Consider the following 23,730-nt stretch of genomic DNA (forward strand, 5'->3'; position numbering starts at 1 on the left):
GGCCCCATCAAAAGACAAGGAGACAACCATGCCCGTCGTATCCATCGGCGACTACGCCTTCGAGGCGGCCGACCGCGAGGCCGTGTTCCACGGCAACCGCCTGCTCTATATCGGCTGGGACGGCCACCTGCTGTTCTGCGCCCCGCATTGCTTACCGTTCCCGCCGTCGATGCCGCTGCGCGAGGTGGTGGACAAGGTGCTGCCCGGCGTCTACGGCTACCACCCCGACTTTGCCCGCATCGACTGGGGCCAGGTGCAGTGGCTGCGCGGCGGCCAGCCCTGGCAGCCCGACCTGCACCGCTCGCTGGAAGAGAACGGCCTGGGCCACAAGGACGTGATCCGCTTCCGCACGCCGGGGCTGGACGGCATCGGCGGCAGCCGCAGTTGAGGCGCACGGGCGAACGCACCACCGGAAGGAGACCAAGATGTATTTGCTGACCATTGAACCGATCGGGCAGACCATCCCCATCGCTCCCGGGCAGACCGTGCTGGACGCCTGCCTGCGCAACGGCGTGTGGCTGCCCCATGCCTGTTGCCACGGCCTGTGCGCCACCTGCAAGGTGCAGGTGGTGGACGGCGAGGTCGAGCAGGGCGAGGCCTCCAGCTTCGCGCTGATGGACTTCGAGCGCGACAACGGCCAGTGCCTGGCCTGCTGCGCGACTGCGCAGTCGGACCTGGTGATCGAGGCCGACATTGAGGAAGATGCCGATGCGCTGGGCCTGCCGCTGGCCGACTATCGCGCCGAAGTTGTCGAGACGCGCGCCCTGACGCCCACCATCCTGGGCATCTGGCTGCGTGTGAAGGATGGCGGACGCACGGCATTCCAGGCCGGTCAGTACGTCAACCTGACCGTGCCGGGCTGCGATCAGCCGCGCGCGTTCTCGCTGGCCAACGCGCCGGGCGACGAGCTGGTCGAGCTGCACGTGCGCCGTGTGCCGGACGGGCAGGCCACTGGCTACCTGCACGACCAACTGGCGGTCGGCGATGAACTGTCGTTCTCAGCGCCCTATGGCCGCTTCTTCGTGCGCAAGTCGGCGCAGGTGCCGATGCTGTTCCTGGCGGGCGGCTCCGGCCTGTCCAGCCCGCGCGCGATGATCCTGGACCTGCTGGCCGCCGGCGAGACCCTGCCGATCACGCTGGTGCAGGGCGCACGCAACCGCGGCGAGCTGTACTACGGCGCCGAGTTCCAGGCGCTGGCGCAGGCCCACCCCAACTTCCGCTACGTGCCCGCGCTGTCGGACGAACCCGCCGACAGCGGCTGGAGCGGCGCGCGCGGCTACGTGCATGACGTGCTTCAGCAGCTCTACGCGCAGGACGGCAATGCCGACTTCCGCGGCCACAAGGCCTACCTGTGCGGGCCGCCGCCGATGATCGAGGCCTGCATCCGCACGCTGATGCAGGGCCGGCTGTTCGAGGCGGATATCCACACCGAGAAGTTCCTGTCCGCGGCCGATGCGCAGAACAGCGCGCGCAGTCCGCTGTTCAAGATCTGAGGAGGCCGGCCATGCATACCGTCGAGATCGCCGGCAGCGGGCTGCGCTACCCCTGCGCGCCGGAGCAGAACCTGCTGCGGGCCATGGAAGTGCTGGGCCAGCGCGGCATACCCGCCGGCTGCCGCGGCGGCGGCTGCGGCGTGTGCAAGGTCCGCATCGAGGCCGGCGACTACCACGCCGGCAAGATGAGCCGCGCCTGCCTGTCCGAAGCGGAGCAGCGCGACGGACTGGTGCTGGCCTGCAAGACCTACCCGGACAGCGATATCCGCCTGCGGCCGGTGGCCCTGCTGCAGCGCTGCCTGGAAAAGCAGCGGCAGCGCGAACAGGGCCGGTAGCAAGCGAACGAAGCACAAGCAAGGAAGGTGGCACCCACACAACGCCACCCCACCACACCAGGAGACCCACCATGGCATTGACAGGCGTATTGCGACCGGGGCACGTAGCCCTGCGCGTGCTGGAGCTGGAACCGGCGCTGAAACACTACACCGAGGTACTCGGCTTGATCGAAACCGCGCGCGATGCGCAGGGCCGGGTGTTCCTGAAGGCATGGGACGAGCACGACCACCACAGCGTGGTGCTGCGCGAGGCCGATAGTCCGGGCATGGACTACATGGGCTTCCGCGTCGACAGCGGCCACACGCTGGAGCGGCTGGCGCAGGAGGTGGAGCGATCCGGCCTGGCCATCGACTGCCAGTGGATCTCCGCCGGCGAGCACCCGCATACCGGCGCGCGCTTTCGCTTCACCATCCCCACCGGCCATGCGATCGAGCTCTTTGCCGACAAGGACAAGCCCGGCTGCAGGACCGGCGACCTCAACCCCGACCCCTGGCCGGACGACCTGCGCGGCATGGCGCCCAGCCGCTTCGACCACTGCCTGCTGTATGGCGATGATGTCGACGGCACCGTCAGGCTGTTCCGCGACGTGCTGGGCTTTTCCCTGGCCGAGCAGGTCGTGGCCGGCCCCGATGGCGAGATGCTGATCGGCGCCTTCCTGACCTGCTCGAACAAGGCGCACGACATCGCCTTTATCCGGCACCCGGAGAAGAACCGCTTCCACCATGCCTCGTTCCTGCTCGACAACTGGGGCGAGGTGCTGAAGGCGGCCGACATCATCTCCAAGAAGGATGTCTCGCTCGACATCGGCCCGACCCGCCACGGCATCACGCGCGGCGCGACGATCTACTTCTTCGATCCCTCGGGCAATCGCAACGAGGTCTTCTCCGGCGGCTATATCCACTACCCGGACAAGCCCACCATTACCTGGACCGACAACGAGCTGGGGCGCGCGATCTTCTATCACGACAGGAAGCTGAACGAAGCGTTTTTGAATGTGCTGACCTGAGCGCGAACACTCGCCTCCCGCTGATTTGCCCCCTCTCCCGCAAGCGGGAGAAGGGGCACCCAAACGATGAGCGGAGGATCGCAGTGCGCGATTGCTTCAACACCAGAGAACCAATATGAAAGACTTCAAGAACTTCATCAACGGCGAGTGGGTCGGCACCGCGCGGACCTTCGAGAACCGCAACCCGACCGACAACAGCCTGATCGGCCACGTGCACGAGGCCGGGCGGGCCGAGGTCGACGCCGCGGTGCAGGCCGCGCGCAGCGCGCTGCAGGGGCCGTGGGGCCGCATGACGGTGGCGCAGCGGGTCGAGCTGCTGCACGCGGTGGCTGACGGCATCAACCGCCACTTCGACGAATTCGTGCAGGCGGAGATCGCCGATACCGGCAAGCCCTTCGGGCTGGCCAGCCATATCGACATCCCGCGCGGCGCGGCCAACTTCAAGGTCTTTGCGGACCTGATCCGCAACGTGCCGACCGAAAGCTTTGCCATGGACACGCCCGATGGCGGCAAGGCCATCAACTACGCGGTGCGCAGCCCGCGCGGCGTGATCGGCGTGGTGTGCCCGTGGAACCTGCCACTGCTGCTGATGACGTGGAAGGTCGGGCCGGCGCTGGCCTGCGGCAATACGGTGGTGGTCAAGCCCTCGGAGGAGACCCCCGCCACCGCGACGCTGCTGGGCGAGGTGATGAACGAGGCCGGCGTGCCGCCCGGCGTCTACAACGTGGTGCATGGCTTTGGCCCGGATTCGGCCGGCGCCTTCCTGACCGCGCACCCGCAGGTCAACGGCATCACCTTCACCGGCGAGACCCGCACCGGCGAGGCCATCATGAAGGACGCGGCCAATGGCGTGCGGCCGGTGTCGTTCGAGCTGGGCGGCAAGAACGCGGGCATTGTGTTCGCCGATGCGGACTTCGACAAGGCCGTGGCCGGCATCACGCGCTCGGCGTTCGAGAACAGCGGGCAGGTGTGCCTGGGCACCGAGCGTGTCTATGTGCAGCGGCCGATCTTCGAGCGCTTTGTCGCCGCGCTGAAGGCGAAGGCCGAGGGCCTGAAGCTGGGGCGGCCCACCGAGCTCGGCGTGAACATGGGCCCACTGGTGTCGCACGAGCATCGCGACAAGGTGCTGTCCTACTACCGCAAGGCCGCCGAGGCCGGCGCCACCGTGGTCACCGGGGGCGGCGTGCCGCAGATGCCGGGGGCGCTGGCCGAAGGCGCCTGGGTGCAGCCCACCATCTGGACCGGCCTGCCGGAAAGCGCCGCCGTGATCCGCGAGGAGATCTTCGGGCCCTGCTGCCATATCGCCCCGTTCGACACCGAAGAGGAAGTCATCGCGCTGGCCAATGACACCCCGTACGGCCTGGCCGCCACGGTCTGGACCGGCGACCTCGGCACCGCGCACCGCATGGGCAGCGCGCTGGACGTTGGCATCTGCTGGATCAATGCCTGGTTCCTGCGCGACCTGCGCACCGCCTTTGGCGGCGCCAGGCAGTCCGGCATCGGCCGCGAGGGCGGTGTCCATTCGCTCGAGTTCTACACCGAGCTGCGCAACGTCTGCGTCCGCCTGTGAGGTCCCATCATGCATAGCGAACTTATCCTTGAGATCGGCGCCGGCCTGCACCATGCGCTGGCCTCCCGTCGCCCGGTGGCGCCGCTGACCGAATCGTGGCCGGAGTTGAGCATCGACGATGCCTACCGCATCCAGCTGGCGATGGTGCAGCACCGGCTCGATGCCGGCGAGCGCGTGGTCGGCAAGAAGATCGGCGTGACCAGCCGCGTGGTGATGGACATGCTCGACGTGCGCCAGCCCGACTTTGGCCACCTGCTGTCCGGCATGGTCTACCCCGACGGCGCGGCGATTCCCGCCGACACCCTGATCGCGCCCAAGGCCGAGGGTGAAATCGCCTTCGTGCTGAAGGAAGACCTGGAAGGGCCGGGCGTGACCAATGCCGACGTGCTGCGCGCCACCGCCTACGTGCTGCCTTGCTTCGAGATCGTCGACTCGCGCATCCGCGACTGGAAGATCCGCATCCAGGACACGGTGGCTGACAACGCATCGTCAGGCGTATTCGTGCTGGGCGACGCCGCGGTGGACCCGCGCAGCGTGGACCTGGGCACGGTCGGCATGACGCTGGAGAAAAACGGCGAGATCGTCGCCACCGGCGCCGGCGCGGCCGCGCTCGGGCATCCCGTCAACGCGGTGGCATGGCTGGCCAATACGCTTGGCCGGCTGGGCATTGGCCTGAAGCGGGGCGAGGTGATCCTGTCCGGCTCTCTTGCCGCGATGGTGCCCGTAACCGCTGGCGACCAGTTGCGCATCAGCCTGGGCGGTATCGGCTCGGCCGGCGTGTGCTTTGTCTGAGCCCGACCCCTTTTCCAATTCAGCGCAGGACAAGCCATGAACCTGACACAAGACACCATTGCCCGGCTCGCCGAGCACCTGGAGAACGCCGAGCTGCAGCGCGAGGCGGTGCGCAAGATCACCGATGAATACCCGGACATGGACTGGGACGACGCCTACGCCATCCAGGACGCCATCCGCGCGCGCAAGGAGGCGCGCGGCACCCGTATCGCCGGGCTCAAGATGGGCCTGACTTCGTTCGCCAAGATGCGCCAGATGGGCGTGAGCGACCCGGTGTACGGCTTCCTCACCGACTATGGCGCCTGCATGGACGGGGCCGCCATCGATACCGGCACGCTGATCCACCCCAAGGTGGAGGCCGAGATTGCCTTCGTGCTGAAGGCCCCGCTCAAGGGGCCTGGCTGCCATATCGGCGACGTGCTGGCCGCGACGGACTTCGTGGTGCCGGCGGTGGAGGTGATCGACTCGCGCTACGAGAACTTCCGCTTCGACCTGAAGAGCGTGATTGCCGACAACACTTCGTCGGCGCGCTTCGTCGTGGGCGGCACGCACCGCGGCGCCGAGGGGCTGGACCTGAAGAACCTGGGCGTTGTGCTTGAGAAGAACGGCGAGGTGGTGGCCACGGCGGCCGGCGCGGCGGTGCTGGGGCATCCGGCCAACAGCGTCGCCATGCTGGCCAACATGCTGGGGGCGCGCGGGCGCGAGCTGCCGGCGGGCACGTTCATCATGACCGGCGGCGTGACCGAGGCCATCGCGGTGGCGGCCGGCGACAACATCACCGTTCGCTACCAGCACCTGGGCACGGTATCGATGCGCTTCACCTGAACCGCGCACCAAGGAGACACACCATGCCAATCATGCAGGTCTTCCTGATCGAAGGCCGTACCGACGAACAGAAGGCGCGCCTGATCCGCGCCCTCACCGATGCCGCGGTCGAAGCGGTGGGCGCGCCGGTGGAAACCGTGCGCGTGATGATCACCGAGGTGCCGAAGGCGCAGTTCGGCATCGGCGGCAAGACCGCCAGGGAACTGGGCCGCTGACGCCCACGCGAAAAAGGACAACGACATGGACATGAAAGCAAGCGGCCGCCACAAGGTGGCCATCATCGGCTCCGGCAATATCGGCACCGACCTGATGATCAAGGTGATGCGCCACGGCCGGAGCCTGGAGATGGGCGCCATGGTGGGCATCGATGCCGCGTCGGACGGGCTGGCCCGCGCCGAGCGCCTGGGCGTGCCGACCACGGCCGAGGGCATCGACGGGCTGGTCGGCATGCCGGGCTTCGGCGATATCCGCATCGTCTTCGATGCCACCTCGGCCGGCGCCCATGCGTACCACAACCGCGTGCTGCAGCAGCACGGCGTGCGCGTGATCGACCTGACGCCGGCGTCGATCGGCCCGTACGTGGTGCCCGTGGTCAACCTGGACCAGCACCTGGACGCCCCCAACATCAATATGGTCACCTGCGGCGGCCAGGCCACCATTCCCATGGTGGCGGCGGTGTCGCGCGTGGCCAACGTGCACTACGCCGAGATCGTGGCGTCGATATCGAGCAGGTCGGCCGGGCCCGGCACGCGCGCCAATATCGACGAGTTCACCGAGACCACCAGCCAGGCGCTGTGCTCGGTGGGCGGCGCCGCGCGCGGCAAGGCCATCATCGTGCTCAACCCGGCGGAACCGCCGCTGATGATGCGCGACACGGTCTTCACCTTGTCGGAGGACGGTGATGAAGCGGAAATCGCGGCGAGCGTCGAAGCGATGGCGCAGGCAGTGCAGGGTTACGTACCGGGTTACCGGCTCAAGCAGCGCGTACAGTTCGAGCGTATCGCTGCGTCGGCGCCATTGAATATCCCCGGCCTGGGACCGATGAGCGGGATCAAGACCTCGATCTTCCTGGAAGTGGAGGGCGCCGCCCATTACCTGCCGGCCTATGCCGGCAACCTCGACATCATGACCAGCGCCGCACTGGCCTGCGCCGAGCGCCTGGCCGAGGCCCGGCTGTCCGCATGAGCCGCAGGGAGACAAAGATGACCGCACAACCTATCAGGAAGCTCTACATCTCCGACGTGACGCTGCGCGACGGCAGCCACGCCATCCGCCACCAGTACAGCCTGGACCACGTACGCCGCATCGCGGCCGCGCTCGACGCCGCGCGCGTGGATTCGATCGAGGTCGCGCACGGCGACGGGCTGTCGGGCTCCAGCTTCAACTATGGCTTTGGCGCCCATACCGACCTGGAATGGATCGCCGCCGTGGCCGAGACCGTGCGCCATGCCCGCGTGGCCACGCTGCTGCTGCCGGGCGTGGGCACCGTGCACGACCTGCGCGCCGCCTATGATGCCGGCGCGCGCGTGGTGCGCGTGGCCACGCACTGCACCGAAGCCGATGTCTCGCGCCAGCACATCGAATATGCGCGCGAACTCGGCATGGACACCGTCGGCTTCCTGATGATGAGCCACATGACCACGCCCGCGGCGCTGGCGCAGCAGGCGAAGCTGATGGAAAGCTACGGCGCCCAGTGCGTCTATGTGGTCGATTCCGGCGGCGCGCTGGGCATGCAGGACGTGCGCGAGCGCTTCCGCGCCTTCAAGGACGTGCTCAAGCCGGAAACCCAGACCGGCATGCACGCCCATCACAACCTGAGCCTGGGCGTGGCCAATTCCATCGTCGCGGCGGAAGAGGGCTGTGACCGCGTCGACGCCAGCCTGGCCGGCATGGGTGCCGGCGCCGGCAACGCCCCGCTGGAAGTCTTTATCGCCGCCGCCGAACGCCTGGGCTGGCAGCACGGCTGCGACCTCTACACGCTGATGGATGCCGCCGACGACATCGTGCGCCCGCTGCAGGACCGCCCGGTGCGCGTTGACCGCGAGACCCTGGCGCTGGGCTACGCGGGGGTCTATTCCAGCTTCCTGCGCCATGCCGAGGCCGCCGCGGCGCGCTACGGCCTGGGCACGGTCGACATCCTGGTCGAGCTGGGCCGGCGGCGCATGGTGGGCGGGCAGGAAGACATGATCGTGGATGTGGCGCTGGACTTGCTGGCGCGGCGCAGTGCGCAGGCGGAGCAGGGTGTGTCGTCGGCGGCGGTGGCCTGACCGTCGGCAGGCGCGGTCGGGGCGAGGCTCAGCACCTCGGCCGCGCCAGCGAGCGAAAATCGATCGCATCCGTGCTCACCGCGGCAATCTTCGGCCCGAAGCTCCTGATATTCGACAATGTCGCATTGTGATGCTCGCGAATGCGGGCCGCGTCGGCGTGCGGCTTGTCGTGCGTCGTGTGCGCGTCCGCGGCGATGGTCACCCCGTAGCCATTGGCTGCCGCGCGGCGCACTGTGGTGTCAACGCAGAACTCGGTGGCATAGCCGCACACGACCACATGCTTCACATCATGTTCAGCAAGGACCGTCTGGAGTTCAGTGCGCAGAAAGCTGTCGGGGGTGCGCTTGCCGATCCGGTAGTCACCCGGTTCGACCTGAAGTCCGGCGGACAGTTGCCACGCCGTTGAACCGTGCCGCAGGGCGTCCTCATTCTCGTGCTGGATGAAGATGACCGGCACGGCCGCCTGACGGGCTCGTGTACTCAGGGTGTTGATATTGGTGGCAACCGCGGCGGCATCGCCTGGCAACGGTGCGGAATCGAGCAGGCCGGCCTGGAAATCGATGATGAGCAGTGCGCAATTCATGTTGTGCTCCCGTGAAGGTGGTCGACTGTAGCTTGCCGGCGCTACGGCTGCACCCGCAATGCCAGGAACGTCCCGTTCGGCTGGAACAGCTTCAGTGCGTCCACGGCCTCTTGCGCCGGCGCGCGAAACTCCACGCGCCAGCCGGGCAGCTCCGCGATCTCGAAGGTCTGGCCCTCGGACGGCAGCAGGTGGTAGCGGGGTTGCCCCGTGATGGTCATGAGCAGGTGCCCGGCCGCATCCAGCGCGACTTCGATGCGCTGCACGCTGTGCCGGTACTCGCCGGCGCAGCGCGCGCGGAAGGCGGCCGTGGTCGCGTCGCCGCTTGCCATGCGGTGGAAGACAATATCGTCGACCAGCGGCTCCAGCGGTGCCGCAATGCTGTCGATGGTGCCTTCCCGGTTGTAGAGGAAGGTGAGGGCCAGGTTGTCGGGATGGATTTCGGCGGGCTTTTCGGCCGTGCTGAACACATCGTAGTGACGATGGGCGAGCTGGCCGGACATGCCGCGCCAGCGCCAGGAGAGTGCATCGCCATCCGCACCGATGGTGACTTGCCCGTAGGCGGGGTGCGAGTAGTCGCCTGCGTAATCGTGCAGCGGATGGCTGGGGCTGGTGCCGGTATGCTGCCGCGCTTGCCGTGCCGCCTGGTTGATCTGCAGTTGTGCGAGCATTTCGTGGCGCCGGGCCTGCATGCAGGTGAACCAGTCGATGGGCGGATGCCCGCACAACTGGTCCAGAGCCGCATAGGTCAGCAGCGCGGTCACCGCGCTGGGTGCCCGGTTGGTCAGCACCGCAATGCCGATACGCCTGGATGGCATCAGCGTCATCAGCGCCGCCCAGCCCAGCCAGCTGCCGGAGTGCGAGACCGTGCGCTCGCCGCGGTATTGCTCGACCGTGAGGCCAAGGCCGTAATGCTGATCGCCGACCTCCGGGAACTCCGACATGCCGATATGCACGCCCGGCGTCATCATGTCGCGCACGATCGCCGGCGATAGCAGCGCACGCCCGCCAACCTTGCCTTCATCCAGCAGGCAGCGCATCCATTTCGCCAGGTCCTCTACCGAGGTGGCGAGGCCACCGGCCGGCTTCACAATGGACGACAGGCTGGCTCGCAGGCGTTCGTCGCCAACCATCGTATGCGGGTGCGCGTGGTCGGGAGCGGCGGCCAGGGCCTCGGCGGAGAAACCGAAGCGTGAGAAGCCCAGCGGCCGCAGCAGGCGCTCCCCGGTGAAGTCCTCCCAGCGCTGGCCGCTGAGGCGCTCGGCCACATGGCCGGCGATTACGTAGCCAAGGTTCTGGTACTGCCAGCGTTCGCGCAGGTCACGGCTGGGCGCCAGGTAGCGCAGCCGTGCCAGCAGTTCGCTGGTATCAAGGTCGCCCGGTGTATGGAGCCAGTCGTGGCGCGGCATGCCGCTGTGGTGGCAGAGCAGGTCGCGCACCGTGATGCGCTCGGTGGTGACGGCATCGTGCAGCCGGAATCCCGGGATGAGGTCGCGCACGGGCGTGGTCCAGTTAAGCTTGCGCTCGTCCACCAGCAGGCCCAGGCCGGCGGCGGTGAAGGACTTGGTGATCGAGCACAGCATGAACTGCGTGGCGGTTGTCACCGGTGCTGATCCGACGCTGTCACGGACCCCGTAGCCCCGCATCAGGACGGGCTCGCCGTCGCGGATCACGGCCAGCGCAAGCCCGGGGATCTTCCAATCGGCCATCGACTCTTCGACCAGTGCATCGAATCCGTTCAGCATGAGGCGTTCCTGGGGGCATGGGCTCCGTATGCTGCCATGTCCTGGCGACGCAGTCGCCGCTTGCTCAAAGTGACTGTGCCTGGTTCGCGACATCTCCAGCGTTGTCACTGGCACATTTGTGATTATTGGTGCACTCCAGGCAGCCATTCCTCCTGCTGGCCAGGCCATGCCCCGCTCTCGTAGGGATCAGTTCGGCCCGTCGCAACCGTTAGCCAGCGCAATAAAGAGCACGGATACGCCAGAAAATCGCCAGGGCAAAGTACCCCGGCCGGATCGCGGACGCCGAGCCGACCAGCAGGAACGGGCGCGCAGTGTTGCATGCAGCAGTCGGGCATGCAGGGTTGGATTCAAAACAAACGAAGCGCATACGTCTTATTGGACGGTGAGGGGAGTGATCATGAATTTCAGGAGTCTGTCTATCCGCACGCGGCTGCTGGCCGGGTTCGGCACGCTGGCGGGCATGGTGCTGGTGGTGTCCGCGTATTCGCTGCATGCGCTCGGCGATGCGACCGCAGGTTTCAATGATTACCTGAACGGGCTGAATGCCCGCGCGGACATGGCCGCGCAAGTGCGCAGCGCGGTGGACCGGCGGGCCATCGCGGCGCGCAACCTGGTGCTGGTGACCGATGCGGCGGAACTGGAGCGCGAGAAGGCCGATGCCTTGCGCGCGCACCAGGACGTGCAGACCCGCCTGGCGCGGCTCAATGAGATGGTGCGCCAGCCCGGCATCAGCGATGAGGCGCGCAAGCTGGTGGAGGAGGTGGCGAAGGTCGAGGCGCAGTATGGCCCGGTCGCCACCGGCATCGTCGGCCTGGCGGTGGAGCGCAAGATCGAGGAAGCCGTCTCCCGTATCGACAAGCACTGCCGCCCGCTGCTGGCGGCGCTGATCAAGGCGACCGACGCCTATGCGGAGTTCACCAAGACGCGCCAGAAGGAGATGGAGCGCAGGCTGGAGGCGGATTATGAGCGCCAGCGCAACCTGCTGATCCTGATTTCCCTGGTATCGGCAGCGATCGCTATCGTTGGCGGGTTGCTGGTCACGCGTGCCATCACTCGGCCGATCCAGCGCGCCGTGGACGTGGCCGGCACCGTGGCCAGCGGCGACCTGGGCGCACGTATCGAGGTGGATCGCGATGACGAGACCGGTCGCCTGCTTGCCGCGCTGCGCGACATGAACGAGCGCCTCACCGCCACCGTCACCCAGGTGCGTGCAGGCAGCGGCAATATTGCCGTGAGCACCAGCGAGATCGCGCGCGGCAACGCTGACCTGAGCAGCCGCACCGAGGAACAGGCGGCGTCGCTGGAAGAAACCGCGGCGAGCATGGAAGAGCTGACCGAGACCGTGCGCCTGAATACCGACAACGCCCGCCAGGCCAGCGAGCTGGCGCGCAGCGCGGCCGACGTGGCGCAGCGCGGCAGCGCCACGGTGCAGCGCGTGGTCGGCACGATGCAGGACATCAGTGCCAGTTCGTCCAAGATCGCCGAGATTACCGGCATCATCGAAGGCATTGCCTTCCAGACCAACATCCTGGCGCTGAACGCGGCGGTGGAGGCGGCGCGTGCCGGTGAGCAGGGCCGCGGCTTTGCCGTGGTGGCCAGCGAGGTGCGCGGCCTGGCGCAGCGCTCCTCGAGCGCGGCCAAGGAGATCAAGGACCTGATCGAGGCGTCGGGACGCCAGGTGCACGACGGTGCGTCGCTGGCATCAGAGGCGGGCCAGACCATGGCCGAGGTGACCCAGGCGGTGGCGCGCGTGACCGGCATCGTGGAAGAGATTGCCACGGCGTCCGCCGAACAGACCCGCGGCATCGAGCAGGTCAGCCAGGCCATCGCGCAGATCGACCAGGTGACGCAGCAGAACGCGTCGCTGGTGAACGAAGCTGCCAACGCGTCGCGCGCGCTGGAAGAGCAGGGCCGCGAACTCACTGAGGTGGTGGCGTTCTTCCGCCTGCCGGGCGAAGGCGGCGCCTCGCACCTGGGTGCCGATACGCTGGCCACGCAGCGGCGCGCGGCGCACAGGCTGGCCGCGGCATAGCGCCACGCCGGGGCGGCGTGGCTGCAAGATGGCCCCGGGGCGGGTAAACTGGCCGGTCCCAGCCTCCTTGCCATCGCCATGACCGCCCTGCCTATCTCCTTCGACGACGTCGCCGCCGCCCACGAACGCATCCGCGCGGCGGCCCACCGCACCCCGGTGCTGACCTCCGCCACCGCGGACGCGGCCACCGGCGCGCAGCTGTTCTTCAAAGCCGAGAACTTCCAGCGCATCGGCGCCTTCAAGTTCCGCGGCGCCTACAACGCCATCGCCCAGTTCACGCCGCAGCAGAAGGCGGGCGGCGTGCTGGCGTTCTCTTCCGGCAACCATGCCCAGGCGATCGCGCTGTCGGCCCGGTTGCTGGGCGTGCAGGCGGTGATCGTGATGCCGCAGGACGCCCCCGCGATCAAGATCGAAGCCACGCGCGGCTATGGCGCCGAAGTGGTGCTGTATGACCGCTACCAGGACGATCGCGAGGCGCTGGGCCGGCGCATCGCCGCCGAGCGCGGCATGACGCTGATTCCGCCGTATGACCATCCGCATGTGATGGCGGGGCAGGGCACGGCCGCCAAGGAGCTGTTCGAGGAAACCGGCCCGCTGGACATGCTGGTGGTGTGCCTGGGCGGCGGCGGGCTGCTTTCTGGCTGCGCGGTGGCGGCCCAGGCGATGTCGCCCGGCTGCGCCGTGTACGGCGTCGAACCTGAGGCCGGCAACGATGGCCAGCGCAGCCTGCGCAGCGGCGAAATCGTCCGCATCGACACCCCGCGCACCATCGCCGACGGCGCGCAGACGCCGTTTCTGGGCAACCACACCTTTGCCGTGATCCGCGAGCTGGTGATGGACATCGCCACGGTGTCGGATGCCGAACTGGTCGACACCATGAAGTTCTTCGCCGGGCGCATGAAGATCGTGGTCGAGCCCACCGGCTGCCTGGCTGCCGCCGCGGTGCTGCACGGCAAGCTGGATGTGAAGGGCAAGCGCGTGGGGGTCATCATCTCGGGCGGCAATGTCGACCTGGGCGCCTTTGGCAGCTTCCTGCTGGGTTGAGTCGGGCGGCAGGGAATCCTGGACTGGCCCCGGCCGTCTAACCTGCAATCCGCGACGACAATGCCAGGAGTGGCCATGACGGACAAGCGCCACTATGACGTGCTGGACACCGGCGCCGGCAAGCCGGTCAAGCTGTGGACGCGCGGCGTCCCGGTGGAAAGCGCTGCCCGCGAGCAACTGCTGAACACGGCGCGGATGCCGTTTATCTTCCGCCATCTCGCGGTGATGCCGGATGTACATCTGGGCAAGGGCTCGACCATCGGCTCGGTGATCCCGACCGTGGGCGCGGTGATTCCCGCCGCGGTGGGCGTGGACATCGGCTGCGGCATGATGGCCGTGAAGACTTCGCTCACCGCCGCTGACCTGCCCGACAACCTCGGGCCGCTGCGCAGCGCGATCGAGCACGCCGTTCCGCACGGCCGCACCGCGCAAGGCGGACGGCGCGACCAGGGTGCCTGGGGCTCGGCCCCGGCGCCCGTTGACGCGGCATGGGCCGAAATGGCGCCGGGCTTTCGTCGCATCACCGACAAGTATCCGCACCTGGCGCGTACCAACCATCGCAATCACCTGGGCACGCTCGGCACCGGCAATCACTTTATCGAGGTGTGCCTGGACGAGGCCCAGTCAGTCTGGTTCATGCTGCACAGCGGCTCGCGCGGCGTCGGCAATGCCATCGGCACGACCTTCATTTCGCTGGCGCAGCAGGACATGCGCAAGCACCTCGCCAACCTGCCGGACCGCGACCTGGCCTACCTGGTCGAAGGCTCCGAGCATTATGAGGACTACATCTTCGCCGTGTCGTGGGCTCAGGCCTACGCGCGCCGCAACCGCGAGCTGATGATGGAGGCGGTGCTGGCAGCGGCGCAGCGCGTGCTGCGCAGGCCGTTCCAGGCGCGGCTGGAGGCGGTCAACTGCCATCACAACTACGTGCAGAAGGAACACCACTTCGGCGCCGAGGTGCTGGTCACGCGCAAGGGCGCGGTCAGCGCGCGCGTGGGCGAGCTGGGCATCATCCCGGGATCGATGGGCGCGCGCTCGTTCATCGTGCGCGGCAAGGGCAACCCGGAATCGTTCTGCTCATGCAGCCACGGCGCGGGCCGCACCATGAGCCGCAGCGAGGCCAAGCGCCGCTTCACCGTGGCCGATCAGGTGCATGCGACCGAGGGGGTCGAATGCCGCAAGGACGCCGCCGTGATCGACGAGATCCCGATGGCGTACAAGGACATCGACGCGGTGATGGCGGCGCAGGCTGACCTGGTGGAGATCGTGCACACGTTGCGGCAGGTGGTGTGCGTGAAGGGGTGAGTGGGCCGGTGCCCCAGGGGGGTCAGTCGACGAGCAGATTGATTTTCGTCGCGAATTTCTGCCAGCGATCGATGTCGGAACTCACCAGCTTCTGGAATTCAGCGGGCGTGCTTGTCGTCGTGGCAAAGCCGAGCTGCGTCAGCGATGCCTTGATCTCAGGCCTGGCGATGGCCCTGGCGATTTCCGTGTTCAGCCTTTGCACGATCTCGGGCGGCGTATTTGCCGGGGCGAGGATGCCGAACCACTGGTCGACGTCATAGCCGGCCACGCCAAGCTCGCTGACAGTTGGTACGTCGGGCAGGAACGGCGAGCGCGCCTTCGAGGTGACGGCCAGCGCGCGCAGCTTGTTGCTTTTCAGGTAGGGGATGGTGTTGGTCAGCGTGTTGACACTGACATCGGCCTGGTTGCCGAGCACGTCGGCGATGGCGGGAGCGCAACCCTTGTACGGCACGTGCAGCATATCCATCTTTGCCGAGACCTTCAGCAATTCGCCGGCCAGATGCTGCGGGGTGCCGTTACCGCACGACGCGTAGCTGGGGGGTGAGCCGCTCCTGCCGGCCGCCAGCAGGTCGCTGAAGGTGCGGAGCTTCGAGTGCGATGGCACGGCGATCACCGATGGCACCGACGCGAAGGTGATGACGGCGCTGAAATCGGACTTGGGATTGAACTGCAGCTTCTTGAAGACGCTCGGGTTGATGGCAAAGCTGCTGTTGACGATGAGCAGTGTATAGCCGTCGGCAGGGCTCTTGGCGACGAACTCGGCGCCAATATTGCCGCTGGCGCCGGGCCGGTTGTCGACGACCACGGGCTGCCCCAGCGACTTGCTGAGGTCATTCCCAATCAGGCGCGCAAGGGAATCGGTCCCCCCTCCGGCCGGGAACGTTACCACCACGCGGATCGGCTTTTGCGGGAAGGTACTGGCGATATTGGCTTCGGCGCGCCCGGGCAGGGTGCCCAGGCTGCCTGCGACAAACAGGAGCGATGCCAGACTTCTGACGACGGATAGGGGTCTCATTGATATGCCTCGTCGGTTAGGGTGAAGGAAGCGGAAAAGCCGGTCAATCGGGGTCTATACGCACCGCCTGGCAGTACTCGCCGCCAGCGCGCGCCAGTGCCGCAGCCGCCTCAAGCGCTTCCGCGGAGCCGGCGTGGATACGGTAGAGGGGTTGCCCTGGCGCTACCTTTGCACCGATCGTGCACAGCATGTCGACGCCTGCACCGCCATCGCGCGGCGCCCCGGCGGCGCGCGCCACGCCGGAAATCTGCAGGCCATCGATGCCCGTGACCCGGCCCTGCGTGGCGGCGGGAACGACCTGCGTATGCGTACCCGGCGCCACTGGATCGGCGCGAGCGCCCTGCGCAGCGGCGATGCGATCGAACGCGGCTCTGGCCTTGCCTTCATGCAGCAGCGCGGTCGCAATTTGCATGCCGTGTTCGGGGGAGTCCACGCGGGGATCGAATGCGATGATTTCGCCGGCAAAGCGCAGGGCCTTTTCACGCAGGTCGGCGGGTGCATCGGGCGCGTTGTCGAGCACGAGGCGGACGTCGCGCACTTCCAGTGCGGGGCCGATGCCGCGCCCGATCGGGCGGCTGCCGTCAGTGACCAGTGCGCGTACGTGCAGGCCCAGTCCCTTGCCGACGTGTTCGAACAGCGCGCCCAGCGCCTCGGCGTCGGCGCGCGTTGCCAGCTTGGTTTGCGGCCCATAGGGCAGGTCGACGATGACGTGGGTGGCGCCGGCGGTGTACTTCTTCGACAGGATCGACGCCACTGACCAGCGCCGCGAATCCAGGCGCAGCGGCCGCGTGATGGCGTTCATCACATCGTCGACCACGGAATGGTTCAGCCGTCCGTTCCAGGCAATGCATGCGCGCGCTTGGGCCACGCATCGGCGCACGTCTTCATGCGCCAGGTCGACCCGTGCGATGGTCTCCATGGCATCGGCGGTGCCGGCGGCAGAGGTGATCGCGCGCGACGATGTCTTGGGCATCGCCAGCCCGTAGGCGGCGACGATCGGCACCACGATCAGCGTGATGCGGCTGCCGGGAACGCCCCCCATCGAATGCTTGTCGACGACTACCGGTTCGTCCCAGTCGATGCGGGGTGTGAAGGCGGTACGCGCGCGTGCCAGTGCCACCACTTCCTCGTCTGTGAGCGTGCGGGTGGCGGCAACGAGGAACTCGGTCAACTCTGCCTCGGTGTACCGCCCGGCGATGGCGTCCTGCAGCACGGCGACGTAGGCAGCTTCGTCGAGCGGATCGCCGCGCAGCTTGGCCATCAGGTTGGTTCGGCTGGCCGGCCGTTCGGCGGCGGATGCCCCGGTGCCGTTGCGCAAGGCTTCGACAAAGCGTGCCGTGCCCGCTTCCAGCGTGCTGTCGTTCGACACCGTGATACACGGGACGTGTGGCGGCACCGGAGCCCCTGCGCGTGCCACGCGGCTGGCAACCTGGTCGCCAGATTCCCGCCCACGCGCGGCAATGCGCTGCGCAAGCACGTCATGCGGTGCCGTCACCACGATCACGACGAAGCGGGGCAGGCGGGCCGCAAGTTCGGCGATGACGCCTCGCGAGCCATTGGCCACGACGTTGCGGCCGCGTTCGAGTTCGAGCATCAGGGAGCGGGGCAATCCGTAGCACAGGTCGTGCGCGTCCCAGGTCACCAAGAACTCTCCGCTTCGCTGGCGCCGCGCGAACTCGGCCTCCGTGACACCTTCGTGCGCTTCGCCAGCAGAGCCGTCAGGGCGGGTAATGACGCGCCGCGCAAAAACGTAATCGTCATCGAGCGCGGCACGTGCACCGTCGATCAGGGAGTCCTTGCCAGCGCCACTGGGCCCCACAACAAAGAAGAATGTGCCGGTCGCCTTCATGAGAATTACCTTAGATGTCGAAGTTATGTGGCTATGCTAGCACCGGCCAAGGGGGTGTCAAGATAAGTTCGATGTCTAAGTTAATGCAAGCAACGAGCCAGCGCCCGCAAATCCAGTGTGTACGCGGGATTCGCGGGCTTATAGGGGAAAACACGGGGAGCAGGGTGCGCGGTGACGGTGCCCCGTGCATGGGTTGCGGGCATGGTGCACTGATGGAGTGAACGCTACATGGAGAGGCGTTGCCGATGAAGCGGTGGTGTCGGCGTGCCAGCGCCGGAGGCGCTATCATGTGCGCTGTCGCTGGCGCCGGGCCGTCCGGTGCCGCATGCATACGCTCTACTTTCCCTCACGACTATGGCCACAAAGAAGCCGGATGCTCCGGTCCCGATCACGCCTGCGGATGAAGCCGATGAAGAACGGCTTGCCCACCTGGTGAAGGATGCCGCCCGGGCCTATATCCGGGCGCTGCAGTTGCGCCTGGCGGAGCATTCGGTTTCGTATGGGCACTGGACCATCCTGCGCATCCTGTGGCGCCATGACGGCGTGTCGCAGCGAGAGTTGAGTGAACGGGCCGGCGTGACCGAGCCGACGACGTTTGCGGCAGTCAAGGCGCTGGAGGCGCTGGGCTACGTGGAACGCACGCATCTTCCCGGCAACAAGAAGAAGGTGCATGTGTTCCTGAGCAAGACCGGACGCGCGCTGCGCCGCAAGCTTGAACCGCTGGCGACCGAGGTGAACGAACTCAGCGTGGAAGGTGTGAGCGAAGAAGACGTGCTGACCACGCGTCGCGTGCTGATCACGATTGCGAAGCGGCTGGTCGCCGACGAAGTCGCGTCGGCAGAACATGGGCGGCGGGTCCCGTCCACACAGGAGGTAGGGCGCCTGCTCTCGGATCTGTAGACGACCCGCAACGGAAAAGACCCTCGCCGGGCGAGACCGGCAAGGGTGAATGCCTTGGGTAGAAGGCGTGAATCGGTCAGAGCGATTGGGGGGCTGTTCCCCCCGGTGTCAGGCTTCGTCGAGCCCGATGTCGACGGCAGGGGCGGACTGGGTGATCTTGCTCGTGGAGATGTAGTCCACGCCCGTTTCCGCCACGGCCCGGATCGTTTCCAGGCGGATGCCGCCTGAGGCCTCGACCTTGGTCCGGCCATTGACGATCTGCACGGCTTCCTTCATGTCGGGCACCGACATGTTGTCCAGCATGATCACGTCGACACCGGCTGCCAGGGCTTCGTGCACCTGTTCCAGCCGGTCGCATTCCACTTCCAGCTTGGTCAGCACGGGCAGCTTGCGGCGCACGCGTGCCACGGCGGCAGCGATACTGCCGCACACGGCGATGTGGTTGTCCTTGATCATCACGCCGTTGTCCAGGCTCAGCCGGTGGTTCAGGCCGCCGCCGCAGGTCACCGCGTGCTTTTCCAGCGCTCGCAGGCCCGGCGTGGTCTTGCGGCTGTCGATCAGGCGCGCCCTGGTATGGGCGATGGCCTGGGCATAGGTTGCCGTATGGTTGGCGATGCCGCACAGCCGCTGCATGATGTTCAGCGCGGTGCGCTCGGCCGTCAGGACGCTGCGTGCATTGCCGCTCACGTTAAGCAGCACCGCGCCTTTTTCAACCTTGTCGCCGTCGGCGACGCGCACATCGACCGACAGCGTCGGATCGTAGCGCGCGAAGATGCGTGCCGCCACGTCGATGCCGGCGATGAGCATCGGCTCGCGGGCGTTCATGCAGAAGGTGCCGGTCTCTCCCGGTTCAATCATGGTCTGGACGGTCAAGTCGCAGATGCCGATGTCTTCGGTCAGCCAGAGATCGATCAGCTTGTCGGTGGCGAAAATGTCGTACATGAAGGGCTCCTGAACGGTGGTTGCGGTACCTCATAAATCTTAGAGATCGAAGTACATAGCGCAATACTAGCCCTTCCGTGCGCCATGTCAAGTAATATTCGAGATCTAAGATAAAGCGCAAACCTACCGCGCAAACTGCCCCAGCACCGTCCCGACCGCCTCCAGCCCCGCCTCGATCATGTGCTGCATGTAGGTGCCCATCTGCGGCATCACCAGCATCAGCACCAGCAGCCCGCCCGACAGCGTGACCGGGAAGCCGACCGCAAAGATCGACAGTTGCGGCGAGGCGCGGTTCAGGATGCCCATCGCCAGGTTCAGCGTCAGCAGCGCCGCGATCATCGGCAGCGCCAGCAGCAGGCCGGACGAGAACACCATGCCGCCGGCGCGGGCCACGGCCATGGCGCCGCCGGCGGACAGCGGCGTGCCGCCGATGGGCAGGCCGTTGAAGCTGTCGACCAGCGTGCCCAGCATCAGCAGGTGGCCGTCCAGCGCCAGGAACAGCAGCATCGCGATCAGATTCAGGAAGCGCGACAGCACCATGGTCTGGCCGCCTGCGGCGCGGTCGAAGAACGAGGCAAAGGACAGGCCCATCTGCAGGCCGATGATTTCGCCGGCCTGCTGCACGGTGGCAAAGACCAGCCGCATGGCGAAGCCGGTGGCCAGGCCGATGCCGATCTCGTTGAGAATAATCATCAGACCGCCGAAGGAGTACACCGGCACCACCGGCAGCTGCGCGATGGTGGGCGACACCACCATCGCAATCATCGCCGACAGTGCGATCTTGGCGCGCCGCGGGATGGTGGACTCACCGAACAGCGGCGCGGTGCCGATCAGGGCCAGGAGCCGGAAAAAGGGCCACAGGAACGCCACGAGCCAGCTGTAGAGCTGGGCTGAGGTGAATTCGACCACGGCGGGGAGTCAGCGGGCAGGGAGGGCGAGGGGGTGACGACAGCGAGCGCGGCCGCAGTCAGTGCGCCAGCGCGGGAATGCTCTGGAACACTTCGCGCATGTAGTCGACCATGGAGTTGATCATCCACGGCCCGGCCAGCACCATGGTGGCGAACAGCGCGATCAGCTTGGGGATGAAGCTCAGCGTCATCTCGTTGATCTGCGTCGCGGCCTGGAACAGGCTGACCACCAGGCCGGCGGCCAGCGCCACCAGCAGCAGCGGGGCGGCCAGCAGCAGGGTCATCTTCATCGCCTGGGTGGCGATGGTCATTACGGTCTCGGGTGTCATGGCTCGGAGTCTGCGGTGTGTGGCGGGAGCTGGGGCTGCCTCAGTTCATGAAGCTCTGTGCCAGCGAACCCAGCAGCAGCTGCCAGCCGTCGACCAGCACGAACAGCATCAGCTTGAACGGCAGCGAGATGGTGGCCGGCGGCACCATCATCATCCCCATCGCCATCAGCACGCTGGCAACGACCAGGTCGATGATCAGGAACGGGATGAAGATGGTGAAGCCGATCTGGAACGCGGTCTTCAGCTCGCTGGTGACGAAGGCCGGCACCAGGATGCTGAGCGGCACTTCCTCGGGGCCCTGCATCTCCGGCGCCTTGGCCATCTGCGCGAACATGGCCAGGTCTTTCTCGCGGGTCTGGCGCAGCATGAAGGCCTTGAGCGGCTCCGCGGCCTTGGCCGCGGCGGCCTCCAGGCTGATCTTGTTTTCCGACAGCGGCTTGTAGGCGTCGTTGTAGACGCGGTCGAACACCGGTGCCATCACGAAGAAGGTCAGGAACAGCGACAGGCCCACCAGCACCTGGTTAGGCGGCGAGCTGGCGGTGCCCAGTGCGCTGCGCAGCAGGCCCAGCACGATGATGACGCGGGTGAAGCCGGTCATCATCAGCATCGCCGCCGGCAGGAACGACAGCGAGGTCAGCAGCAGCAGCGTCTGCACCGGCAGCGACCAGATCTGGCCGCCGCCCGGGGCGGGCTTGCTGACGACGCCGGGCAGTGTCTGGGCCCAGGCCTGTGCGGGCACCAGCGCGGCAACGGCCAGCATCAGCGCGAGCAGGGACAGCAGCGGGCCCGGCAGCGGGCGCCGCAGCGCGGCACGCGGGAAATTCATGACTTGAGGTGATCCTGCATCGAGCGCAGCAGCTTTTCGGCAAAGGTGCCGCCACCCGGCTGTTGCGAAGGGCCTGCACCGCCGGTGGCGGCGAGGGGATTGGCTGCGGTGGTGCCCGCAGGCAGGGTATGCAGCGGCCGGATTTCGCCGGGGCTCACGCCCAGCACCAGCCAGGTATCGCCCACCTCGACCAGCACCAGGCGCTGGCGTGCGCCCAGCATGGTGCTGCCGACCACCTTCATCGCGCCGCCGGTGGCGTGACGCACCAGGCCGGCGCGCCGGGCCACCCAGGCCATGCCCAGGATCAGCGCGACGATGGCGAACAGCCCCAGCCCGGCCTGCGCCAGGCTGGCCGCGCCGCTGATGGCCGGCACATGCGTGCCGTCGGCGGCCATGGCGGCCCCCGGCAGCGCCGCAAGCACGGCCAGGCTGGCGCGCGTCTGTATGGTCATTTGTTCAGCTTCCGGATGCGTTCGGACGGCGTGATGATGTCCGTCAGGCGGATGCCGAACTTGTCGTTCACCACCACCACCTCGCCCTGCGCGATCAGGTAGCCGTTGACCAGCACGTCCATCGGCTCGCCGGCCAGGCCGTCCAGCTCCACCACCGAGCCCTGCGCCAGCTGCAGCAGGTTCTTGATGGGCACCTTGGTGCGGCCCAGTTCCACGGTCAGCTGCACCGGGATATCGAGAATCATCTCGATATCGTTGCGGAAGCCGCTCGGCGCTTCCTTCGCCAGCGGCTGGAACACGGTGGCGGCGGCCGGGGTGGCCGCGGGTTGGGCCGCCGGTGCGGCAGCTGCGGGGGTTGCGGCGGATGTGGCGCTGGTCTGCTCGGCCAGCGCGCTGGCCCAGTCGTCCATCGGATCGACGGGCTTGTCCTCGATGCCGTCACTCATAATCGCTGTCCTCGGTGTCCAGGTGGGAATCGCCGTCCTGGTGATTGATCATTCGTTCTACCCGCAGCGCGTACTGGCCGTTCATCGTGCCGAAGCCGCATTGCATGACGGGCACGCCGTCCACCTTGCCAAATACCTTCTCCGGCAGCTCGATCGGCAGCACGTCGCCGGCGCGCATCGCCAGCACTTCGGCCACGGTGCTTTGCAGGTGCGCGAACTCGGCCACCAGCTCCACCTCGGCCGCGCGCAGCTGCGTGGACAGTTGCGTGACCCAGCCCTTGTCGACTTCCTTCTCATCCTGCAGCGGATTCATCAGCAGGTCTTTGAGCGGCTCGATCATCGAGTACGGCAGGCAGACATGAAGCTGCCCGCCGACGGCGCCCAGTTCGATATGGAAGGCGGTGGTCACCACGGCCTCGTTGTGGGTGGCGACGTTGGCAAACTTGGGGTGCATCTCCGAGCGGATGTACTCAGTCTCGATCGGGTGCACGGTGCGCCAGGCGTTGCCGTAGCTGGCCAGCGTCAGCTCCAGCATGCGCTGGATGATGCGCTGCTCGGTCTGGGTGAAGTCGCGGCCTTCCACGCGGGTGTGGAAGCGGCCGTCGCCGCCGAACAGGTTGTCCACCACCAGAAACACCAGGTTCGGGTCGTAGACGAACAGCGCCGTGCCGCGCAGCGGCTTCAGGTGGACCAGGTTCAGGTTGGTCGGCATCGGCAGGTTGCGCGCGAAGTCGCCGAATTTCTCGATCCTGATGCTGCCTACGGTGATGTCAGCGCCGCGGCGAATGAAATTGAACAGCGCCGTGCGCATCGAGCGCGCAAAACGCTCGTTGATGATCTCCAGCGTGTGCAGGCGGCCGCGGATGATGCGTTCCTGCGTGGCCAGGTTGTAGGGGCGCACACCGCCCTCGTCGAGCGCAGGCTCGCTGGCCTTGGGCGTATCGGCTTCGCCGGATACGCCCTTGAGCAGCTCGTCGACCTCGTCTTGCGAGAGGAACTTGTCGTAGGCCATCTAGTGTCCTGCCCCTTGTGCGGCGTTATGGATGAATCCGGTGCGGCCCTGGCTTG

Annotated in this window: 25 protein-coding genes; 14 read left to right on the top strand and 11 right to left on the bottom strand. The window is 67.1% G+C overall.

From position 1 onward, the window contains the following. Window positions 1-28 precede the first annotated feature (28 nt). From AC3WL8_RS22680 to dmpG, 10 genes are all read left to right on the top strand, one after another. Window positions 29-388, top strand: a complete 360-nt coding sequence (locus AC3WL8_RS22680; RefSeq protein WP_153953883.1) for a phenol hydroxylase subunit P4 — start codon at window positions 29-31, stop codon at window positions 386-388. Window positions 389-425: 37 nt separating this feature from the next. Further along, entirely contained in the window at window positions 426-1,493 is a 1,068-nt protein-coding gene (locus AC3WL8_RS22685; RefSeq protein ID WP_492378883.1) for an NADH:ubiquinone reductase (Na(+)-transporting) subunit F, read from the top strand. 11 nt (window positions 1,494-1,504) lie between these two features. Further along, window positions 1,505-1,828: a 2Fe-2S iron-sulfur cluster binding domain-containing protein gene (locus AC3WL8_RS22690; protein WP_153953881.1), complete on the top strand. Its 324-nt coding sequence runs from the start codon at window positions 1,505-1,507 to the stop codon at window positions 1,826-1,828. A gap of 71 nt (window positions 1,829-1,899) precedes the next feature. Continuing rightward, complete coding sequence (locus tag AC3WL8_RS22695; RefSeq protein ID WP_153953880.1) at window positions 1,900-2,835, top strand: catechol 2,3-dioxygenase; 936 nt, start codon at window positions 1,900-1,902, stop codon at window positions 2,833-2,835. 115 nt (window positions 2,836-2,950) lie between these two features. After that, window positions 2,951-4,405 (top strand): 2-hydroxymuconic semialdehyde dehydrogenase, encoded by a 1,455-nt coding sequence (locus tag AC3WL8_RS22700; RefSeq protein ID WP_153953879.1) that lies wholly within the window; start codon window positions 2,951-2,953, stop codon window positions 4,403-4,405. A 9-nt stretch (window positions 4,406-4,414) separates the two neighbouring features. Then, entirely contained in the window at window positions 4,415-5,197 is a 783-nt protein-coding gene (dmpE, locus tag AC3WL8_RS22705) for a 2-oxopent-4-enoate hydratase (protein WP_492378884.1), read from the top strand. A gap of 36 nt (window positions 5,198-5,233) precedes the next feature. Then, entirely contained in the window at window positions 5,234-6,022 is a 789-nt protein-coding gene (gene dmpH / locus AC3WL8_RS22710; RefSeq protein ID WP_035816275.1) for a 2-oxo-3-hexenedioate decarboxylase, read from the top strand. Beyond that, window positions 6,019-6,237, top strand: a complete 219-nt coding sequence (thmT, locus tag AC3WL8_RS22715) for a 2-hydroxymuconate tautomerase (protein ID WP_256449333.1) — start codon at window positions 6,019-6,021, stop codon at window positions 6,235-6,237. Before dmpH ends, thmT begins: the two co-directional genes overlap by 4 nt. 25 nt (window positions 6,238-6,262) lie before the next feature. Continuing rightward, window positions 6,263-7,207 (top strand): acetaldehyde dehydrogenase (acetylating), encoded by a 945-nt coding sequence (locus AC3WL8_RS22720; protein WP_153953876.1) that lies wholly within the window; start codon window positions 6,263-6,265, stop codon window positions 7,205-7,207. A gap of 17 nt (window positions 7,208-7,224) precedes the next feature. Continuing rightward, window positions 7,225-8,289: a 4-hydroxy-2-oxovalerate aldolase gene (gene dmpG, locus AC3WL8_RS22725; protein ID WP_211979673.1), complete on the top strand. Its 1,065-nt coding sequence runs from the start codon at window positions 7,225-7,227 to the stop codon at window positions 8,287-8,289. A gap of 28 nt (window positions 8,290-8,317) precedes the next feature. On the opposite strand, the gene AC3WL8_RS22730 is transcribed toward dmpG, so the two are convergent. Together AC3WL8_RS22730 and AC3WL8_RS22735 are read right to left on the bottom strand one after the other, a co-directional pair. Then, the gene (locus tag AC3WL8_RS22730; RefSeq protein WP_153953874.1) at window positions 8,318-8,872 is read right to left on the bottom strand and encodes a cysteine hydrolase family protein; all 555 of its coding nucleotides are present in this window, start codon (window positions 8,870-8,872) and stop codon (window positions 8,318-8,320) included. A gap of 41 nt (window positions 8,873-8,913) precedes the next feature. Beyond that, window positions 8,914-10,614, bottom strand: coding sequence for a serine hydrolase (locus AC3WL8_RS22735; RefSeq protein ID WP_492378885.1), 1,701 nt, complete (start codon window positions 10,612-10,614; stop codon window positions 8,914-8,916). Between the two features lie 397 nt (window positions 10,615-11,011). Between AC3WL8_RS22735 and AC3WL8_RS22740 the strand changes: the two genes are divergently transcribed. From AC3WL8_RS22740 to AC3WL8_RS22750, 3 genes are all read left to right on the top strand, one after another. Then, on the top strand, window positions 11,012-12,646 hold the full coding sequence (locus AC3WL8_RS22740) for a methyl-accepting chemotaxis protein (RefSeq protein WP_492378886.1): 1,635 nt from the start codon (window positions 11,012-11,014) through the stop codon (window positions 12,644-12,646). Window positions 12,647-12,724: 78 nt separating this feature from the next. Continuing rightward, complete coding sequence (locus AC3WL8_RS22745) at window positions 12,725-13,690, top strand: threo-3-hydroxy-L-aspartate ammonia-lyase (protein ID WP_013952202.1); 966 nt, start codon at window positions 12,725-12,727, stop codon at window positions 13,688-13,690. 75 nt (window positions 13,691-13,765) lie between these two features. Continuing rightward, window positions 13,766-14,995, top strand: a complete 1,230-nt coding sequence (locus AC3WL8_RS22750) for an RtcB family protein (protein WP_013952203.1) — start codon at window positions 13,766-13,768, stop codon at window positions 14,993-14,995. 22 nt (window positions 14,996-15,017) lie between these two features. Here AC3WL8_RS22750 and AC3WL8_RS22755 read toward each other — a convergent pair whose 3' ends face one another. Together AC3WL8_RS22755 and phnN are read right to left on the bottom strand one after the other, a co-directional pair. Next, window positions 15,018-16,010: a tripartite tricarboxylate transporter substrate binding protein gene (locus AC3WL8_RS22755; protein ID WP_153953871.1), complete on the bottom strand. Its 993-nt coding sequence runs from the start codon at window positions 16,008-16,010 to the stop codon at window positions 15,018-15,020. Between the two features lie 43 nt (window positions 16,011-16,053). Continuing rightward, a complete protein-coding gene (phnN, locus tag AC3WL8_RS22760; protein WP_013952205.1) occupies window positions 16,054-17,859 on the bottom strand; it encodes a phosphonate metabolism protein/1,5-bisphosphokinase (PRPP-forming) PhnN in 1,806 nt (601 codons plus the stop codon). Between the two features lie 354 nt (window positions 17,860-18,213). Between phnN and AC3WL8_RS22765 the strand changes: the two genes are divergently transcribed. Beyond that, window positions 18,214-18,759 (top strand): MarR family winged helix-turn-helix transcriptional regulator, encoded by a 546-nt coding sequence (locus AC3WL8_RS22765; protein WP_041228799.1) that lies wholly within the window; start codon window positions 18,214-18,216, stop codon window positions 18,757-18,759. 108 nt (window positions 18,760-18,867) lie between these two features. Here the strand turns inward: AC3WL8_RS22765 and nadC are convergent, their stop codons facing one another. From nadC to fliM, 7 genes are all read right to left on the bottom strand, one after another. Further along, window positions 18,868-19,701 carry a carboxylating nicotinate-nucleotide diphosphorylase gene (nadC, locus tag AC3WL8_RS22770; protein ID WP_013952207.1) on the bottom strand — a complete coding sequence of 278 codons (834 nt, stop codon included), beginning with the start codon at window positions 19,699-19,701 and terminating at the stop codon, window positions 18,868-18,870. A gap of 123 nt (window positions 19,702-19,824) precedes the next feature. Beyond that, the gene (fliR, locus tag AC3WL8_RS22775; protein WP_013952208.1) at window positions 19,825-20,610 is read right to left on the bottom strand and encodes a flagellar biosynthetic protein FliR; all 786 of its coding nucleotides are present in this window, start codon (window positions 20,608-20,610) and stop codon (window positions 19,825-19,827) included. A gap of 58 nt (window positions 20,611-20,668) precedes the next feature. Continuing rightward, a complete protein-coding gene (fliQ, locus tag AC3WL8_RS22780) occupies window positions 20,669-20,938 on the bottom strand; it encodes a flagellar biosynthesis protein FliQ (protein ID WP_010810398.1) in 270 nt (89 codons plus the stop codon). Between the two features lie 40 nt (window positions 20,939-20,978). Next, complete coding sequence (fliP, locus tag AC3WL8_RS22785; RefSeq protein ID WP_013952209.1) at window positions 20,979-21,764, bottom strand: flagellar type III secretion system pore protein FliP; 786 nt, start codon at window positions 21,762-21,764, stop codon at window positions 20,979-20,981. Continuing rightward, on the bottom strand, window positions 21,761-22,216 hold the full coding sequence (gene fliO, locus AC3WL8_RS22790; RefSeq protein ID WP_013952210.1) for a flagellar biosynthetic protein FliO: 456 nt from the start codon (window positions 22,214-22,216) through the stop codon (window positions 21,761-21,763). The genes fliP and fliO overlap by 4 nt, the downstream gene beginning before the upstream one ends. Beyond that, window positions 22,213-22,662: a flagellar motor switch protein FliN gene (gene fliN / locus AC3WL8_RS22795; RefSeq protein WP_013952211.1), complete on the bottom strand. Its 450-nt coding sequence runs from the start codon at window positions 22,660-22,662 to the stop codon at window positions 22,213-22,215. Before fliN ends, fliO begins: the two co-directional genes overlap by 4 nt. Then, a complete protein-coding gene (fliM, locus tag AC3WL8_RS22800; protein WP_013952212.1) occupies window positions 22,655-23,674 on the bottom strand; it encodes a flagellar motor switch protein FliM in 1,020 nt (339 codons plus the stop codon). The genes fliN and fliM overlap by 8 nt, the downstream gene beginning before the upstream one ends. Between the last annotated feature and the right edge of the window lie 56 nt (window positions 23,675-23,730).

Source organism: Cupriavidus sp. FW305-F7, from assembly GCF_058782875.1.

Excerpts from the sequence above, each read along its gene's own strand:
- AC3WL8_RS22680 (WP_153953883.1), top strand. The coding sequence starts at position 29 with ATGCCCGTCGTATCCATCGGCGACTACGCCTTCGAGGCGGCCGACCGC.
- AC3WL8_RS22685 (WP_492378883.1), top strand. The coding sequence starts at position 426 with ATGTATTTGCTGACCATTGAACCGATCGGGCAGACCATCCCCATCGCT.
- AC3WL8_RS22690 (WP_153953881.1), top strand. The coding sequence starts at position 1,505 with ATGCATACCGTCGAGATCGCCGGCAGCGGGCTGCGCTACCCCTGCGCG.
- AC3WL8_RS22695 (WP_153953880.1), top strand. The coding sequence starts at position 1,900 with ATGGCATTGACAGGCGTATTGCGACCGGGGCACGTAGCCCTGCGCGTG.
- AC3WL8_RS22700 (WP_153953879.1), top strand. The coding sequence starts at position 2,951 with ATGAAAGACTTCAAGAACTTCATCAACGGCGAGTGGGTCGGCACCGCG.
- dmpE (WP_492378884.1), top strand. The coding sequence starts at position 4,415 with ATGCATAGCGAACTTATCCTTGAGATCGGCGCCGGCCTGCACCATGCG.
- dmpH (WP_035816275.1), top strand. The coding sequence starts at position 5,234 with ATGAACCTGACACAAGACACCATTGCCCGGCTCGCCGAGCACCTGGAG.
- AC3WL8_RS22720 (WP_153953876.1), top strand. The coding sequence starts at position 6,263 with ATGGACATGAAAGCAAGCGGCCGCCACAAGGTGGCCATCATCGGCTCC.
- dmpG (WP_211979673.1), top strand. The coding sequence starts at position 7,225 with ATGACCGCACAACCTATCAGGAAGCTCTACATCTCCGACGTGACGCTG.
- AC3WL8_RS22730 (WP_153953874.1), bottom strand. The coding sequence starts at position 8,872 with ATGAATTGCGCACTGCTCATCATCGATTTCCAGGCCGGCCTGCTCGAT.
- AC3WL8_RS22735 (WP_492378885.1), bottom strand. The coding sequence starts at position 10,614 with ATGCTGAACGGATTCGATGCACTGGTCGAAGAGTCGATGGCCGATTGG.
- AC3WL8_RS22740 (WP_492378886.1), top strand. The coding sequence starts at position 11,012 with ATGAATTTCAGGAGTCTGTCTATCCGCACGCGGCTGCTGGCCGGGTTC.
- AC3WL8_RS22745 (WP_013952202.1), top strand. The coding sequence starts at position 12,725 with ATGACCGCCCTGCCTATCTCCTTCGACGACGTCGCCGCCGCCCACGAA.
- AC3WL8_RS22750 (WP_013952203.1), top strand. The coding sequence starts at position 13,766 with ATGACGGACAAGCGCCACTATGACGTGCTGGACACCGGCGCCGGCAAG.
- AC3WL8_RS22755 (WP_153953871.1), bottom strand. The coding sequence starts at position 16,010 with ATGAGACCCCTATCCGTCGTCAGAAGTCTGGCATCGCTCCTGTTTGTC.
- phnN (WP_013952205.1), bottom strand. The coding sequence starts at position 17,859 with ATGAAGGCGACCGGCACATTCTTCTTTGTTGTGGGGCCCAGTGGCGCT.
- AC3WL8_RS22765 (WP_041228799.1), top strand. The coding sequence starts at position 18,214 with ATGGCCACAAAGAAGCCGGATGCTCCGGTCCCGATCACGCCTGCGGAT.
- nadC (WP_013952207.1), bottom strand. The coding sequence starts at position 19,701 with ATGTACGACATTTTCGCCACCGACAAGCTGATCGATCTCTGGCTGACC.
- fliQ (WP_010810398.1), bottom strand. The coding sequence starts at position 20,938 with ATGACACCCGAGACCGTAATGACCATCGCCACCCAGGCGATGAAGATG.
- fliP (WP_013952209.1), bottom strand. The coding sequence starts at position 21,764 with ATGAATTTCCCGCGTGCCGCGCTGCGGCGCCCGCTGCCGGGCCCGCTG.
- fliO (WP_013952210.1), bottom strand. The coding sequence starts at position 22,216 with ATGACCATACAGACGCGCGCCAGCCTGGCCGTGCTTGCGGCGCTGCCG.
- fliN (WP_013952211.1), bottom strand. The coding sequence starts at position 22,662 with ATGAGTGACGGCATCGAGGACAAGCCCGTCGATCCGATGGACGACTGG.
- fliM (WP_013952212.1), bottom strand. The coding sequence starts at position 23,674 with ATGGCCTACGACAAGTTCCTCTCGCAAGACGAGGTCGACGAGCTGCTC.